The organism is Cognatundibacterium squillarum (assembly GCF_014652435.1).
Taxonomy (GTDB): domain Bacteria; phylum Pseudomonadota; class Gammaproteobacteria; order Burkholderiales; family Burkholderiaceae_D; genus Undibacterium; species Undibacterium squillarum.
The window spans coordinates 251,778-268,638 of the sequence record NZ_BMYU01000005.1 but is presented as its reverse complement, the minus strand read 5'-3'; the positions used below and the strand labels follow the sequence as shown (position 1 = coordinate 268,638).

Annotated in this window: 15 protein-coding genes; 3 read left to right on the top strand and 12 right to left on the bottom strand. The window is 53.3% G+C overall.

Annotated features, from left to right (window positions below; all coding sequences use genetic code 11):
- Positions 1-22: 22 nt before the first annotated feature.
- Genes IE092_RS12180 through IE092_RS12165 form a run of 4 tightly spaced genes read right to left on the bottom strand, consistent with a single transcriptional unit; the run spans position 23 to position 2,874 of the window.
- Positions 23-601, bottom strand: coding sequence for a histidine phosphatase family protein (locus IE092_RS12180; RefSeq protein ID WP_189357452.1), 579 nt, complete (start codon positions 599-601; stop codon positions 23-25).
- A gap of 1 nt (position 602) precedes the next feature.
- Positions 603-1,400, bottom strand: coding sequence for an adenosylcobinamide-GDP ribazoletransferase (locus IE092_RS12175; RefSeq protein ID WP_189357451.1), 798 nt, complete (start codon positions 1,398-1,400; stop codon positions 603-605).
- Positions 1,397-2,422 (bottom strand): nicotinate-nucleotide--dimethylbenzimidazole phosphoribosyltransferase, encoded by a 1,026-nt coding sequence (gene cobT, locus IE092_RS12170; RefSeq protein WP_189357450.1) that lies wholly within the window; start codon positions 2,420-2,422, stop codon positions 1,397-1,399. Before cobT ends, IE092_RS12175 begins: the two co-directional genes overlap by 4 nt.
- A 53-nt stretch (positions 2,423-2,475) precedes the next feature.
- Positions 2,476-2,874, bottom strand: coding sequence for a diacylglycerol kinase (locus IE092_RS12165; protein WP_189357449.1), 399 nt, complete (start codon positions 2,872-2,874; stop codon positions 2,476-2,478).
- A 221-nt stretch (positions 2,875-3,095) separates the two neighbouring features.
- Here IE092_RS12165 and IE092_RS12160 point away from each other — a divergent pair, with 221 nt between their 5' ends.
- Positions 3,096-3,881, top strand: a complete 786-nt coding sequence (locus IE092_RS12160; protein ID WP_189357448.1) for an IclR family transcriptional regulator — start codon at positions 3,096-3,098, stop codon at positions 3,879-3,881.
- A 434-nt stretch (positions 3,882-4,315) separates the two neighbouring features.
- Here the strand turns inward: IE092_RS12160 and lepB are convergent, their stop codons facing one another.
- From lepB to tkt, 4 genes are all read right to left on the bottom strand, one after another.
- The gene (lepB, locus tag IE092_RS12155; protein ID WP_189357447.1) at positions 4,316-5,017 is read right to left on the bottom strand and encodes a signal peptidase I; all 702 of its coding nucleotides are present in this window, start codon (positions 5,015-5,017) and stop codon (positions 4,316-4,318) included.
- 263 nt (positions 5,018-5,280) lie between these two features.
- A complete protein-coding gene (gene gap, locus IE092_RS12150; RefSeq protein WP_189357446.1) occupies positions 5,281-6,294 on the bottom strand; it encodes a type I glyceraldehyde-3-phosphate dehydrogenase in 1,014 nt (337 codons plus the stop codon).
- A gap of 69 nt (positions 6,295-6,363) precedes the next feature.
- Complete coding sequence (locus IE092_RS12145) at positions 6,364-6,948, bottom strand: GNAT family N-acetyltransferase (protein ID WP_189357445.1); 585 nt, start codon at positions 6,946-6,948, stop codon at positions 6,364-6,366.
- A 16-nt stretch (positions 6,949-6,964) separates the two neighbouring features.
- Positions 6,965-8,968 (bottom strand): transketolase, encoded by a 2,004-nt coding sequence (gene tkt / locus IE092_RS12140; RefSeq protein ID WP_189357444.1) that lies wholly within the window; start codon positions 8,966-8,968, stop codon positions 6,965-6,967.
- A 150-nt stretch (positions 8,969-9,118) separates the two neighbouring features.
- Here tkt and speE point away from each other — a divergent pair, with 150 nt between their 5' ends.
- The gene (gene speE / locus IE092_RS12135) at positions 9,119-10,354 is read left to right on the top strand and encodes a polyamine aminopropyltransferase (protein WP_189357443.1); all 1,236 of its coding nucleotides are present in this window, start codon (positions 9,119-9,121) and stop codon (positions 10,352-10,354) included.
- 79 nt (positions 10,355-10,433) lie between these two features.
- Positions 10,434-11,168 carry a 16S rRNA (uracil(1498)-N(3))-methyltransferase gene (locus tag IE092_RS12130; protein ID WP_189357442.1) on the top strand — a complete coding sequence of 245 codons (735 nt, stop codon included), beginning with the start codon at positions 10,434-10,436 and terminating at the stop codon, positions 11,166-11,168.
- A 195-nt stretch (positions 11,169-11,363) separates the two neighbouring features.
- Here IE092_RS12130 and IE092_RS12125 read toward each other — a convergent pair whose 3' ends face one another.
- The 4 genes from IE092_RS12125 to IE092_RS12110 all read right to left on the bottom strand — a co-directional run bounded on the left by IE092_RS12125 (position 11,364) and on the right by IE092_RS12110 (position 16,441).
- Positions 11,364-12,284 (bottom strand): hypothetical protein, encoded by a 921-nt coding sequence (locus tag IE092_RS12125; protein ID WP_189357441.1) that lies wholly within the window; start codon positions 12,282-12,284, stop codon positions 11,364-11,366.
- A 57-nt stretch (positions 12,285-12,341) separates the two neighbouring features.
- Positions 12,342-13,037 (bottom strand): aspartate/glutamate racemase family protein, encoded by a 696-nt coding sequence (locus tag IE092_RS12120; RefSeq protein WP_189357440.1) that lies wholly within the window; start codon positions 13,035-13,037, stop codon positions 12,342-12,344.
- On the bottom strand, positions 13,034-13,543 hold the full coding sequence (locus tag IE092_RS12115; RefSeq protein ID WP_189357439.1) for a GrpB family protein: 510 nt from the start codon (positions 13,541-13,543) through the stop codon (positions 13,034-13,036). Before IE092_RS12115 ends, IE092_RS12120 begins: the two co-directional genes overlap by 4 nt.
- 108 nt (positions 13,544-13,651) lie before the next feature.
- Positions 13,652-16,441, bottom strand: a complete 2,790-nt coding sequence (locus IE092_RS12110) for an Ig-like domain-containing protein (protein WP_189357438.1) — start codon at positions 16,439-16,441, stop codon at positions 13,652-13,654.
- Between the last annotated feature and the right edge of the window lie 420 nt (positions 16,442-16,861).

The following is a 16,861-nucleotide window of genomic DNA, read 5'->3' as shown; positions in this document are numbered from 1 at the left end:
CCCCCGCTGTCAGGATGGAATTTCAGGCCGGAAACAGTGATATGTTAAAGTCAGAACGTGCACCATAAGACGGCGCAACGCTGGCTTGCGCTGCCATTGCGGTTTGCACATGACTTGCCTGCCATACTGATAACAAGCGTATCACACCTGCATGAGTGATCAGCAAGTAAGCTTTGTCACTGACAGGTAATTCATGCAGGAAGCTGTGCAAACGTTGCACTATCATCAGCAGATTCTCACATCCGCCGGGTTTGTAATTCACGGGGTCCGCGGCCCAGGCATCCAGTTCTGATCGCGGCACACTATCCCAGGAGAACATTTCCCATGCACCGAAATCCCATTCGCGCAATCGGGAATCAGCACGAAAATCCGGACTGACCGCTGCGGCCAGCGAAGCACAACGCTGCAAAGGACTGCTGTACACCGGCCAGCATTCTGCCCTTGCCTGCCCAAATAAAGCGTCGTGCTGGGCAAGCAACAGATCGTTTACGCCTTCCTTCAGCGCCAGATCGGTGTTCCCGTAACAATGGCCGGAAGGCACATCAGGCTGACCATGCCGGATCGTGATCAAACGTAATTGACGCGCGGCAACGTCCTGCATATCAGGTGCCGCTCATGGGTGTTGCGAGTAAGCCCAGATAAAACACCACTTCGGTGACTTGCTGCACGGCCCCAAGACAATCACCGGTGAACCCGCCAATTTTGCGCATAAACATTCTGGCCATAATGAAAGTCGCGAACACCATCAGCAATATGGCGGGTAACAGCCTGTCCAGCAGCAACGGCTGCCACAGAATCAGTAAACCTGCAGGCGCAATCACAGTTAAGCAAGCAATCCCGAATTCATTCGAACTCATACGTTCTGCCAGCGGTTTCGCTTTTCCCTCTTCCCGTGCATAGCGCATCAGAAAGATCAGACTGCAGGACATCAGGCGCGATAAAGGATGCGCCAGCAGCAGTGCAGGCACCACCAGTACCAGCGGCGTGCTGAATAACAGCGCAAACTTCGTGGTCAGCATCAGGAAGATACCGATCGCGCCGTAAGCGCCGATGCGGGAATCTTTCATGATTTCCAGCACACGCTGTGGTGTATAACCGCCGCCGAAGCCATCGCAAACATCAGCAAAACCATCTTCATGGAACGCACCCGTCAGCAGTATGGTCGCGATCATTGACAGCAATACTGCGATCACATTCACCCACCACTGCGCTGCAAAGCTGTACACGCCGGCAGCGACTGCACCGACCAGCCAGCCAACCGCCGGAAAATAACGCGAACTTTGCTGCAGCCAGGCCGGTTGAAATCCTACCCATGCCGGTACCGGTACACGGGTAAAAAATTGCATCGCAATCAGAAACAAACGCAGCTGATGCAAAAGGTAACCGGCCATCTGACTCATGCGGAACTCTTTTCGCTGACTTGCGCGGAACTGAAGGTTGCCATCTCATTCAGAAAAGCGACAGCAGACTGCACCAGCGGCAGCACCAGCGCTGCACCCGTACCTTCGCCCAGACGCAAACCGAGCGACAATACCGGCTTCACGCCCAGCGCCTGCAACATGCGGCCGTGTCCGCTTTCATCGGAACAATGCGCGAATACGCAGTAATCGAGAATTGCCGGTGCCATGCGCGCAGCCACCAGCAGCGCTGAGCTGACGATAAAACCGTCAATCAGCAGAATACGGCGTTGCGCCGCGGCTTCCAGCATCGCACCAACCATGGTGGCGATTTCAAAACCGCCATAAGTTGCCAGTACCACCGCCGGATCATGCAGCGGGCCGTGTAAAGCCACTGCGCGGCGAATCACCTCTGCCTTATGTGCAATACCCTCCGGCAGCAAACCCGTACCGGCACCGACACATTGCTCCACCGGCACACCGGTCAGCACATGCATCAGCGCTGCCGCAGCAGTCGTGTTGCCGATCCCCATTTCGCCGAAACCAACGATATTGCCTTCGGTAGCACGCAGCGCGGCGCGGCCATTTTCTATGGCTTGCGCACAGGCTTCTGTACTCATCGCTGCCTGTTGCGCAAAATTGGCGGTCCCCTTCCCGACTTTCATCGACAACAAACCGTCGCGCTGGCCAAAATCATGGTTCACACCGGCATCCACAATATGTAAGGCAATCTGATGCTGACGGGCAAACACATTGATCGCCGCGCCGCCTGCCAGAAAGTTTTCCACCATTTGCCAGGTCACATCCTGCGGATACGCGGAAACACCTTCCGCCACCACGCCGTGATCACCGGCGAAAATCAGCATGGATGGCTGACTCAGACGCGGCTTGAGGGTTTCCTGAATCAGGCCAATCTGCAGCGCCAGATTTTCCAGCTGCCCCAGACTGCCGATCGGCTTAGTTTTGTCATTGATGGCGGCCTGCAGTTTGCCAGCCAGAGTTTTGTTTTGCGTGGAAGCGATCATTGCATTCTCTTAACGGAAGTTATTCAGCCGGCGAAACCGGACATGGGTTTTGCTCAGTAATAAAACCGGTTGACCAGAATCACGGCCCAGGTTCCGATCGCGATCAGCAGGGTCAGCAGCACTGCTGCACTGCCATAATCTTTGGCGTTTTTGGATAAGGGATTGCGTTCCAGCGATACGCGGTCAACCACGGCTTCAATCGCAGAATTCAGCAATTCGACCACCAGCACCTGCAGCAGCACCGCAATCATCAGCAATTTCTGATACGAGGACAGCGGCAGCGCCAGCGCGATGATGATACCGACGACGACCAGCACCAATTCCTGACGGAAAGCGTGCTCGGTACGGCACGCAGTGCGGATACCGTCGATTGAGTAAAAAAACGCTGAAAATATGCGGCGTAAGCCACTTTTGCTTTTGAATTCGCTGACAGGTTGCTGCTGTTCACTCATAAAATTTCCTATTGTTGTCCGGACGCAGGGTGTTGCCTAACAGGCAGCACCCTGCGTCCGCATTCTAAACCACATCTGTCCTGCCGTTCACACTTTGCACGAAAACCGAAAATACAAGCTGAAGACATGCTCGGGCAGATTTTGCAACAAAACGCGGAGAAACCCGCACGAACTTTTCACATTGTGATATAAAACAATTATTGCACTGCATCAGAGTTCCCATGAATAACGACGCTACACCCCAGGAAAAAACCTCGATTCAGGTAATCGAGCGCATGGTCTCGCTGCTGGATGTTCTTGCACGTCACCATGATCCGGTCAGTCTGAAACAACTGGCACAGGAAACCGGCCTGCATCCCTCCACCGCCCACCGCATTCTGAATGATCTGGTCGCCACCCGTTTTGTGGACCGCGCCGAAGCCGGTTATTACCATCTGGGTATGCGCCTGCTGGAACTGGGCAATATTGTCAAAAGCCGTCTGGATGTACGCGAAGTGGCGCTGGAATTCATGCGCACCCTGCACCGCCAGACCAATCAGACCGTGAATTTGTCGGTGCGTCAGGGCGATGAAATTGTGTATATCGACCGCGCTTACTCTGAACGTTCCGGCATGCAGGTGGTGCGCGCCATCGGTGGCCGCGCACCTTTACATCTGACCTCGACCGGCAAACTGTTTTTATCGGTTGATGAGCCGCGTGCGATTCGTGCTTATGCAACCCGCACCGGACTGGCTGGCCACAATAAAAATTCGATCACTGATTTGAATAAGCTGGAGCGCGAACTGTCCGAAGTGCGCAGCAAAGGCATCGCCCGTGACAATGAAGAGCTGGAACTGGGTGTGCGCTGTATGGCTGCCGGAATTTATGATGATTCCGGCAAACTGATTGCCGGTTTATCGATTTCCGCACCGGCCGACCGCCTGCAGGAAGACTGGCTGTCCAATCTGACAGAAACCGCGCGTCAGATCTCTTTATCACTCGGCCATCAGCCAAAAGAAACCGCCTGATCTCACGGCGGGCAGCCGGCCCGCCAAGGCATTCTGACCTCCGTACGCTTCAACGCCTGCACACTTCCCGGCTTTTCTGGGCTTTTCCGCTACCGTACTGCCGCCGCAGGACTGCACCCTTACTCGCCGCTGCCCACCTTCCCCGCCAATAACTGACGCTGCCAGCCCTCAGTCGTTTCAATCGCAGTAAGCAGCCTGCGGCTGTGCTGTAATCCGCATCACCAGTTTTCGCAAAAGCAGACTTTCTGCCGACGACCGCCTGGGTGCTGTGCAATTCTCCGCATTTCGCACCAATATTGTGCATTTCAGCGCATCAACAGACACAAAGAACCCGCGAATTCAAAACATCAGACGAACAAAGCGACCATAAAAAAGCGCCCCGAAGAGCGCAAAGAGAGAACCGGCTGTATGCGGCGTCATGCCGCATCAGGTAATCAGGAATGATCTTTCAGGCTGGCACCGAAGCGATCCATGCGCGGCATCCAGTTGTTATCTGCATTCAGCGAAAACATCACGCGTTCAACACGGCCTGTGATGTTTTCTCGCGGTACAAAGCCGATAAAGCGCGAATCTTTACTGTTATCGCGGTTATCGCCCAGCATCATGTACTGGCCTTCCGGCACTTTCACCGGTCCGAAGCTGCGCAAGGCTTCGCGCTCCGGCATCACAATCATCAGATGGCTGTGATCACCGATTTTTTCGCGGTAGACCTGTTGCTTGCCCGGATATTCGCGCTGCGGTGTCAGCTGATCCGGATTATTCAGGTTCAGCGCTTCATACTGCGCCGGTTTGCCATTGATCAGCAATTCTTCACCACGCATTTCCACAGTATCGCCCGGCAAGGCAATCAGGCGTTTGATCAGACGCGTGCCGTCTTCCGGCGAGCTGAAGGTCACGATATCGCCGCGCTGCGGGTCATTCAGTTTTTTCAGGATGATGTCGGTCAGCGGCACTTTCAGGTCATACGCGGTGCGCTGGCAGATAATGCGGTCACCTTCGCGCAGAGTCGGATACATCGATGCCGACGGCACCAGATAGTAATCCGCGTAGCCCAGACGAAATACCGCCATACCCAGCATCAGCGCGATAAAACCTTTGTTTTCACGTACCAGCTGACCGAATGAAAATTTAGCCATGTGTATCTCCTGCGATTCGTTTGCATTCATTTCTGCGTGCTGCACCAGACTTCGTTCAGGCTAAAGGTATCCGGCCTGTGCAGCGCAGGTGCACATCATAAGACCAGTCAGGGTAGCATGAGTTCCGGCATGCCACACAGGTGCAAGCCGCGCCACCGGCAGTAGTCTGCGCTGCAACCTTGCATGATCGTTTGCAAGTCACAGGCGAAAAAAAATCCCCCGTCGTAACGGGGGATTTTTCAGACTTGCGTCAGCCGATGAAATTACTTCGCGTTCATCAGTGCAACAGTGGTGTCGAGCATACGGTTGGAGAAGCCCCATTCGTTGTCGTACCAGCTGGAAACTTTGACCAGACGACCAGAAACTTTGGTCAGTGTGGAATCGAAAGTCGAAGAAGCCGGGTTGTGGTTGAAGTCAACAGATACCAGTGGTGCGCTGTTGAATTCCAGAACACCTTTCAGCGGGCCTTCAGCAGCTGCTTTCATGATCTGGTTAACTTCGTCAACTGTCGTGTCGCGTGCTGCAACGAAGGACAGGTCAACGATGGAAACGTTGATGGTCGGAACGCGGATTGCGTAGCCGTCCAGTTTGCCGTTCAGTTCTGGCAGAACCAGACCAACCGCTGCAGCTGCACCGGTTTTAGTCGGGATCATAGACTGGGTTGCGGAACGTGCGCGACGCAGGTCTTCGTGCATGACGTCAGTCAGAACCTGATCGTTGGTGTATGCGTGAACAGTGGTCATCAGACCGTTCAGAATACCGATTGCATCGTTCAGTGGCTTAGCGATTGGTGCCAGGCAGTTGGTGGTGCAGGATGCGTTGGAAATCACAGTGTCTGTGGATTTCAGAACGTCATGGTTAACACCGTACACAACGGTTGCGTCCACATCTTTACCGCCAGGTGCGGAGATGATGACTTTTTTCGCGCCGCCAGCGATGTGTGCGGATGCTTTTTCTTTGGTTGTGAAGAAGCCTGTGCATTCCAGAACTACGTCAACATTCAGCTCACCCCAAGGGATGTTGGCTGGATTGCGTTCTGCGAATACACGGATTTTGTCGCCGTTGACGATCATGAAATCGCCTTCAACTGCCACTGTGCCAGGGAACTTGCCGTGTGCAGTGTCGTAACGTGTCAGATGCGCGTTAGATTCTGCATTGCCCAGATCATTGATCGCAACGATCTGGATCTGATCTTTGTATTTGCCGCCTTCGTAGTGGGCGCGCAGGATGTTGCGACCGATACGGCCATAGCCGTTAATTGCGACGCGAATCGTCATAGTGAATCTCCAAAGGATGATTACAAATAAAAAAACAACAAAAAACCTGCCTGTCTCTGCCGTCTTGTTTTAATGGACTGCGGCAGAGCCAGCAACTGCATTCACGGAAGCCAGTAAGACATTCAGGTCTTTCCAGCCATACCCCACTTCTTTCAGATCCATGTCGTCCCAGCTGAATTCCTGCTCGAGCACGAATTCGCCATGCAACTCTTCATAGAAATTGCGCGCCAGACGGTTATCCGACAAGACCCAGACCACCAGATCAGCGCAATTCCAGCTTTGCAGCGTGCGCGCGACCTTGTGCATCATGCGGCGGCCGATACCGGCGCGCTGCCATTGCGGACGAATATACAGAGCACCGAGTTCGGCATGATAACCATGCTTGGGTTCCGCCAGCAAAGTGGCAGACACAAAGCCGATCACATGACCTTCGCTTTCGGCGACATACACACAGGCTTTGTCGGCTGCTGCCGGTAAAGCCTGCAGAATGCGCTTCCAGTACAGCACATGGTCATCAACCAGCATCTCATCGAGATACTGATCCGGAATCATGCCACGGTAAGTGGTTTGCCAGCCTTCCACACGGACGGCGGCGATGGCTTCTGCGTCGGCTACAGTAGCACGACGCAGACTGACTTCTTTGATACTGCTCATTCGTAATTACTCAATCTCAGGCCAGTACGGCTTTAACTTTGGCGATGACATTTTCTGTCGTGAAACCAAAGTGTTTAAACAGTACGCCAGCCGGTGCAGATTCACCGAAGCTGTCGATACCAACGACTGCGCCTTCCAGACCCACGTATTTGTACCAGAAGTCGGTCACACCGGCTTCGATTGCGACACGTGGCAGACCTTTACCCAGTACGGACGCTTTATAAGCTGCATCCTGACGGTCGAATACATCGGTGGATGGCATAGAAACCACGCGCACTGCGATACCCTGCTGTTCCAGTTCCGTCGCTGCTTTGACTGCCAGTTCGATTTCCGAACCGGTGGCGATCAGCACGGCTTTGGCATCGGCTGCGTCGCGCAGTACATAACCACCGCGAGCGATGTCAGCGATCTGCGCTTCAGTGCGTTCCTGATACGGCAGATTCTGACGCGAGAAAATCAGTGTGCTCGGGCCATCTTTACGGGTCACTGCAGCGCCCCATGCCACAGCGGATTCCACTGTGTCACAAGGACGCCAGTTGTCCAGATTCGGGATCAGACGCAGGCTGGAAACGTGTTCTACGGATTGATGCGTAGGACCGTCTTCACCCAGACCGATAGAATCATGGGTAAATACGAACAGGCTGCGCACTTTCATCAGCGCTGCCATACGCAGCGCGTTGCGGCTGTAGTCAGAGAAGGTCAGGAAGGTCGCGCCGAATGGCAGGTAGCCGCCGTGCAGCGCAATACCGTTCATGATCGCGCTCATACCGAATTCACGCACACCGTAGTTCACGTGGTTACCGGCCTGATTAGCACGTACTGCAACGCATTCTTTCCAGTTGGTCAGATTAGAGCCGGTCAGATCAGCAGAACCGCCGAGGAATTCAGGCAGCGCTGGTGCAAATGCCTGAATCGCGTTCTGGCTGGCTTTACGGGTAGCGATGTTTTCTTTTTTCTCTACGCAGGCAGCAACCGCTTTTGCGATGACCGCATCAAAATCCGCTGGCAGTTCGCCTTTCATGCGGCGTGTCAGTTCTGCGGCTTTAGCCGGGAATTTTTCTGCGTAAGCGGCAAACAGGCTGTTCCATGTGCCTTCTGCAGTTGCACCGGCCGCTTTCGCATCCCATGCTTCATACACGTCAGCAGGCATTTCGAATGGTGGCAGTGTCCAGCCCAGATATTCACGAACGGCAGCCACTTCTTTATCACCCAGCGCTGCGCCATGTACATCGTGCGTACCTTGTTTGTTCGGCGAACCTTTACCGATCACAGTACGGCAGCAGATCAGGGTTGGTTTGTCAGCAGATTTTGCTGCCTGAATTGCCGCATCCACTGCCAGCGCATCATGGCCATCCACACCACGGATTACATTCCAGCCGTAAGATTCAAAACGTTTCGGTGTGTCATCAGTGAACCAGCCTTCAACATGACCGTCGATGGAAATACCGTTGTCATCCCAGAACGCGATCAGTTTGTTCAGCTGCCATGTCCCGGCCAGTGAGCAGGCTTCGTGGGAAATACCTTCCATCAGGCAGCCGTCACCCATGAATACATAAGTGTGGTGATCGACAACCGGGAAACCGTCTTCATTGAATTCTGCTGCCAGCAGTTTTTCTGCCAGCGCCATACCCACCGCATTGGTAATACCCTGACCCAGCGGACCGGTCGTTGTTTCCACGCCCGGTGTGATATGCACTTCCGGGTGGCCTGCCGTTTTGGAATGCAGCTGACGGAAGTTACGGATTTCATTCATATCCAGATCGTAACCGCTAAGATGCAGCAGGGAATAATGCAGCATGGAGCCATGACCGTTAGACAGTACAAAGCGGTCACGGTTAATCCAGCCCGGATTCGACGGGTTGTGACGGTAATGACCTTTCCACAGTGCCACGGCGATGTCTGCCATGCCCATAGGCGCGCCCGGGTGACCGGAATTGGCTTTCTGTACGGCATCCATCGACAAAACGCGGATTGCGTTTGCCATTTTGCTGAGTGTGGCTGGCTGAAGTGTAGAAATCATGATAATTGATGATGAATTGAGGAAACAGATCCGGTACGGCTGCGCACGGCGAAATAGCTGGCGCAAAATAAACCGGCGTATTTTACCAGACCACTGCACCATCGAATACAATTGCCCGCTTTCTGTGTTTGATAGCAAAAAGTTAGTGAAATGGAAGGTTTACATCTGACAGCGGACTGCTTCGAATGCGAAGGCAGCTCTGCTTTATTCCTTGATGCGCAAATTCTGCGCGACCGCGTTACTGCCATCACGCAGGCATCCGGCCTGACCATCGTCGGCGAAAAGTTCTTTCCGTTCAGTAATGCAGACGGCAGTCCGGCAGGCGTGACCGGCACTTTATTACTGGCAGAATCGCATGTCGCGGTTCACACCTGGCCCGAGCGGCGCGCGGTTACGCTGGATGTGTATGTCTGCAACTTCCAGAATGACAACAGCAGCAAGGCTCGCCGGATTGTGGATGATCTGATTCAGGCCTTTGCGCCATTACGGGTGATCCGACAGGAATTGCAGCGCGGCACACCCGAAAGCACACACTGGCATGAAAGTCTGACTGCGCACACCGGTTATCAGACCGAAGTCAGCGCCATACAGAGTTTTCAGAGTCCTTTGCAGCGCATCGAATTTGCGCAGACGCAGGATTTCGGCAAAGTCATGCGCATCGACGGCGCGATGATGACGTCGGAAAAAGATGAATTCTGCTATCACGAAAATCTGGTGCATCCTGCCGCACTGAGCCACCCTGCCCCGCGCCGCGCACTGGTGATTGGCGGCGGCGATGGCGGTTCCTGCGAGGAGTTGCTGAAGCATCCGTCCATCGACAGCATCACACTGTGTGAAATTGATGAAACGGTGATTCGTCTGTCGCGTGAACATTTGCCTGCCATTCACCGTGGCGCGCTGGATGATCAACGGGTCAGCATCACTTGTACCGATGGCTTTGCATTTATCCGCGAAACGCAGCAAAGCTGGGATCTGATTCTGCTCGATCTTACCGATCCGGTCGCGCCGGATGGCAGCAGTCTGGCCGCCACCTGCATGACGCCGGATTTTTTCCGCGCCTGCAATGAACGACTGACGGATCAGGGCATGCTGGTGATACATCTGGGCAGCCCGTATTACCACCCTGAGCGTTTCCGCAGCACGCTGCAAAAATTACAGCAGGCATTTGCCGTGGTGCGGCCTTATACCGTGTTTGTGCCTCTGTACGGTGCGCAATGGGGCATGGCAATCGCATCGCGCAACACTGATCCCTGCGCAATCAGCCACAGCGATATTGCGCAACGGCTGCAAGAGCGTGAGATCACCGGCCTGCAGTATTACCATGCCGGTCTGCATCAGGCGCTGTTTGCCTTACCGCAGTTTGCACAAAATCTGATCCCGGATTAACAGCACGCAACGCCGCTGTGCCCCGCACGGGCAGCGGCGTATAATGGTTTTTTCTGCATTCCGCCTGACAGGCTGCCTCATGCCACGATTTTATCTTTCACCGGAACACGCCACGCTGGACGTTGGCGTTACGCTGGATTTACCCGCCGCCATCGCCCACCATGTTGCTGTGATTCGCCTGAAAGCCGGCGACACCATTCAGTTATTCAATGGTCTCGGCGGCGCGTTTATCGCAACGCTGACCGAGATCGGCAAAAAACACGCGAGCGCTGAAATCAAATTATTCATGCCGGAAGAAACCGAACTGCCATATGCGCTGAATCTGGTGCAGGGCTTGCCGGAAGGCAGCAAAATGGACTGGATTATCGAGAAAGCGATGGAACTCGGCGTGACCTCGATTCAGCCGGTTGCCGCTCAGCGCAGCGTGGTGAAACTGAGCGCAGACCGTGCGGATAAAAAAATGGCGCACTGGCAAGGCATTATTACAGCGGCAGCGGAACAATGCGGACGCAATCGTCTGGCGCAGTTACATGCACCGGTCAGTCTGAATTCCTGGCTGGCACAACAGGATATGCACAAACGCATCATGCTGTCGCCACGCGCTGAAACTTCGCTGGCTGACTGGGCGCGCCATCACCCGCCGCAAGCCATCAGCCTGCTGATCGGCCCGGAAGGCGGCCTGAGTCCGGATGAAGAACAAGCCGCCGTGCGTCACGGTGTACTTTGCCTTTCAATCGGCCCGCGTGTCCTGCGCACCGAAACCGCCGGACTGGCCAGCATTGCCCTGCTGAACGGCATCTGGGGCGGCATGTAAGCCCTGCTTAAGGCAAACCGTTGCGGCCGTGCTTTAAGAAAGCTGGTCGCTGACTTAACAATTCGTAGTTCACAGTCACCGCAGGTATCTGTACACGCTAAACCCGGGGTGCATCAGATCAGATCGCAATTAATACACTCGCGTCACTTGAGATGTGGTCGGCCAATATATTCTGTTTAGCGTCAACAAGCTGTTTCACGGATTCGGTGGAAGCCATAGACCACTACTTATAAAAACATTATCACGCAACTTGATTTCTTTTTTCTTATCAAAACGGTATACAAACATATCGTATTTCTCTGAAATCAACATATTTGCATGCGATTTTCCATAAATAATTGCATCATCATTTGGAAAATAGACTAAACCATAAGCACCCTTGAGTTGCGGTAGCTTTTCAATATGTCCAGTCATTAGCGAGATTTGATAAAACTCTTGTGCTTTCAAATCATAGCAAACTAACTGCTGGGTACGTTTCCTCCATAAATGAGGAATACTTTCTTTAATCCCTGTTGACCGAAGCTTTGCGCTTGATATTTGAAATATCCACAGTGCGCTGTCTTCTCCTACAAATATAATTTCATCGTTAGATATTTGGACTGGCTGAGTAGCCAGCGGATAATTTAATCCATTAGGCAGAATCCTATCTGCAGGTGCCTTGGCAATTTTCTTTGAGATAAATGGATTTTTTAAATCAGCAATATACAACCACTTTTGCCCTGATTTTTCGTCCAGATCATAAAACAAGATTGCCTGAGCCTCTGAAATATATGTCGGCAAATAACCTGAACGCAAAACGCTAGTCTTCTTTGCATCTATATCAAATTTCATCAAGATGCAATTTCGCTTACGGTTCCAGGCGCAATTCTCAAAAAGAATCAGACCATCAGAAAGTAACGTAAAATAATTAATATAATCATCCGATGAAAACTGACCACCCCCATCAATTCCGAAGCCATCTAATTTAATTAAATCAATCTGATTTTTTCCCGATGAATATACAAGTCTCCCCGAAAGCCTCATCGAATCGGACTCAACACCGCCAAAGAAAATATAAATAAAAATTATAAATGAAATAGTAAAAATTATCTTAATTTTACAACTCAATTTATTCATATAATCCTTTGCACAAATCAAACCAGCACGGCAGCATTATTTTCATCAAAAGCGAATTCAAGAAATCAAAGCCGCATCTGCAGCGGCTGTCGCATGCAGTGCCGTCGTATCAAACAAAGGTAAGTCCAGATCGGTTTGCTGCACCAGCAGGGAAATTTCAGTGCACCCCAGTATCACGGCCTGTGCGCCGCGTGTCTGCAGCTGGCGGATGATGTTCAGATAGGCCGTCTTCGATTCCGGTTTTATCTGCCCCAGGCAAAGCTCTTCATAAATGATGCGGTGTACCACGTCGCGCTCGTTTTGTTCCGGCACAATCACTTGCAAGCCGTGCTGTTGCTCCAGCCGCGCGCGGTAAAAATCCTGTTCCATGGTGAAACGGGTACCCAGCAATGCAACCCGCTGAAAACCGGCAGCGCGTATCGCCTGCGCAGTCGGATCAGCGATATGCAGTAAAGGAATACTGACCGCCGCCTGCACCTGTTCCGCGACTTTGTGCATGGTATTGGTACAAATCACTACCATGTCCGCACCGGCGGCCTGCAACGATTGCGCAGCCTGCGCCAGCAGCACACCGGCTGCCTGCCAGTCACCCTGACGCTGCAAGACTTCGATATCGTGAAAGTCCACGCTGTACAACACCAGCCGCGCCGAATGTAATCCGCCCAGTTTCTCTCTGATCGCGATATTGATCAGGCGATAGTAAGTCTGGGTCGATTCCCAGCTCATGCCACCGATTAATCCTATGGTTTTCATGCTGAATGTCCTTGTTCTGTACTTGCTGGCAAACGCTGTAAAACGCTTTCGATAAATGCACTTTTGGCGGCACGGTAAGCCTCCGCTGGTAAATGGCTGGCCGCCTGCTTGACTGCATTGTATTGCTGTACCAGCGCTGGCTCCGCCAGCAAAGCATCGCGAAAGCGCATGAAATCTTCAAATTCCGATCTGGCCGCAACGATCTGCAACGCATGTTCCGGCATTTCTGCACCGGCATTCAGCATGCACAGCGCTTCTGTCCGCAGTGTATCAGCCTGCTCGGTATATCCCAGTGCCAGCAGCGTTTGCACTGTTGCAGCGTGTTGCGCCAGTAGCACCACCACCGCGACATCCAGATCTCCTTTCGATACAGCGCCCGGCACCGCAGATGAGCCCACATGTTCAATTCTTGCGTATGGCAGCAAATGCAGCAGACTATCGCGCAGCGTGGTAAATCGCTGCTGTAAATCCGGCTGATACTGTTCTGCGCTGAATAACTGCATCATGCTTCCTTTTCAGAGGGGTGAAAGACCACAGATTGCTTGAATCCATTGCAGAACACAATAAAAAACGCCACCGCAAGGGTGGCGTGTTAACACGGGCTGAAAACCGGATCAGTTGGTTGTCAGTGTCACGTCATCAATCAGGAAAGATGTCGCGACCGTGCTGCCTTCCACACCCACAAAGTAGATGCGGATGGTCTGGCCTTTGTACGCACTCAGATCAAAGGTTTTTTGCAGATAGCTGCTGCCTTTGTTCAGATTCGAATAAGTCGCCAGCGTCGCCAGCACTGTACCGCTGCTGTTTTGCACCTGCACTTTCAGAGTATCGTAAGCCTGTGTGGTGGTGGTTTCATCCGACACCACTTTCAGCCAGAAACTCAGCGAAGCACTGCTGATACCGGACGGAATACTGACTTGCTGATACAGCGTATCGGTATGCGCACTGCCGTAGCCATTCATCCATGCTTTGTACGTACCGGTACGTGCCGCCTGTGTGCTGTCGTTGGTGATCACACCGGAGCTGGCTGTCCAGCTGCTCGCACCGCTTTCAAAACTGCCATTGGTGATCAGCTGCGTCGATACCACATTGCTGACACTGAAGCTGACGCTGGACGATGTGCCGACATTGCCTGCAGCATCATAAGCTTTGGCGACCAGCGTGTGGCTGCCATTGCTCAGCGTGGTCGAATTCAGACTCAGGCTGTACGGCGCTGCGGCGCTGCTGCCTTTCAGCGTGCCATCAACATAGAACTCCACTTTCGTCACACCTACGTTGTCCGATGCATTTGCAGACAGCGTGATCGTGCCGCTGCTGCCGGATTCGCTGGCAGTGACGGTTGGCGCTGTGGTGTCTGCAGTGACATTGCTGACACTGAAGCTGACGCTGGAAGAAGTACCGACGTTGCCCGCTGCATCATAAGCTTTCGCAACCAGCGTATGGCTGCCGTTGCTCAGCGTGGTCGAATTCAGGCTCAGGCTGTACGGCGCTGCGGTGCTGCTGCCTTTCAGTGCGCCATCAACATAAAACTCTACCTTCGTCACACCGACGTTATCTGATGCATTCGCAGACAAGGTAATCGTGCCGCTGCTGCCGGACTCGGTCGCAGACACTGTCGGTGCTGTCGTATCCGCGCTGCTGTTGGATTGTGTCACCCAGATCGGCGCAGACCACAGCATATTGCCGTCGTCCTGTGTGATTTTGGCGTAGTAGAAATGCTCACCGATGGTTGGTGTGACCGACGCTGTCGCGCTGGATGTCAGCAAAGTCACCGTACCATTACGGCCCGGCACACCTTCATAAATTTCCACGGTTGCGGCAGTGCGGCCTGCGCTGTTGGCAAACAGAATATTCAGATTCAGAGCGCCGCTGTTGGTGAAACGCTCACCCATCACATGGCCGTTGGCAGTCAGAATAATTTGCGAGTTTTTATCCATGGTCGCAAACACGCGGCGTGCTTTGATTGCATCGATAAAGTTCGCATTGTTCAGCGGCAGGCCACTCGGAATCAGCACGCCGGTGCGGTTGGTGTAAGACGCACCCCAGTTGGCGCAATGGTTATCCTGATTGGTGGAGAATGCGACGTGATAACCGGCTTCCAGTGCTTTCTTACAAGCACCTTCATAGCTGGAACGGCTGGTTTCTGTTTCGGTGGTGTTGGTCGAAAATGCGGAAGTGTTCATCACTTCGCACAGCGCCATCGCCTGATCGCCGTCTGCAGTGTAGCCAAGCGCCGTACCGTTCACGATGAACTGACCGCTGGTGGAAGGATGGTTAAACTGACCAATCCAGCCGCGCTGTTTCATCAGCGTGTACAGCGATGCGTAATCATTTTTAGCGATGAAGGTATCTGCCAGCAACTGGTTGCTGCTGTTGTATTCCCAGCCGACCAGTTCATTCGCGTTCAGAATATTCATGTGGCCGCCATTGCTGATCACGCCCCACTCCATGCCGTAAATCGCGAGGAAATTTGCGTGACCGGCATTGAAGCTGCTGGCCAGATTCAGACCAGACTGATACAGATTTTTCGCTGTGGCCGGACTGGCGGATGCATTGGTGGAATCCGAACCATCGTACATATGGTTATGTTCGGATGCCAGCAGGAAATCCAGACCGCGGTTCATTGCGTACTGATATGCATCGGTCGGACCATAAGCAGCGGATTGCGGATTTTGCGCACCGGTGCAGCTGCTCAGCGCACCACCGCCGTCACTGTGATTGGTCTGGCTGTGCAGGTTACCGTAATACACGGTGTAAGGCAGCGAACCGGTGGCAGCAACGGAAGAACGTGTTACCAGACCGTTATTTCTGCCGCTGGCTGCAGCCTGTTTGCTGGCGCGCGTTGGCAAACCGGCGAATGCTGGCATGGATGGCGCTGCGACTTTACCGATCTGCATTGGCCAGCTTTGTACTTCAGCGTCTTTACGCAGGGCATTCAGTGTTTTTTCTGCGAACTGATTCAGCGCCACACCGGACATCACCGGCACGCCGGCGGCATCCACAGTCACTGCGGTCAGGCGTACCTGATAATTGCCATCGGCCAGCACTTCGCCGGACTGGGTTTTACCACTCCAGAAAATTTTCTGGCTGACCGGCTTACCGCTGATTTTTTCGATACCGTACCAGCGGTCGGCAACGCGGCCTTGCGGTGTCAGCAGTTCCACACGCCATGCCACGGCACGGGTGGTTTTCAGATGCTGATATTCGAACTCAACCGTGAAATAACGGGCATTCGCACCGGCGCGCAGATTCGCATCGCCTTTGAACGGCACATGCAGTGTCGCTTCAAATTCATGGTGATCTTCAATACCGGCGTGCGCAATACCGGCTGCGCCGAACAGACATGCCAGGCTGACGCCGGCCGCAATGCGGCGCAAACGTGGCAATTCGAATAAATGATTCATAAGACTCCCTGCAGAGTGAAGTCCGGCACCAGCGCTGCTGCGCCTGCACACTCCGGGTAGTCGAACGCAGTCCTGCCACCCTGCGCATCAGCGCAGGGTGTGCAGTATTCCCCCAAGATGTCTGCCTGCCAGCACCGTCCGGTACGGAACGGTTTTTCGTGTATTTTTGATTATGATTTTTGCCTGTACAAAACATTTCCACGGAGATAACAGACGTTATCAACAGCAAACGTTTGCGCAAACGTTTCGCAGGTTAGCACCGACAAATGTCAGTTTTGTTACTGAGGATTTGGAAGATTTATTCTTTCGGCATAAAAACCACAGAAAAGCGCCAAAGTGTGCGATTTTCGTCACATGCCATGTTGTGAAAACCAGACTTTCTGCCGACGACAAGGCGGGTGCTGTGCAGTACACCGCATT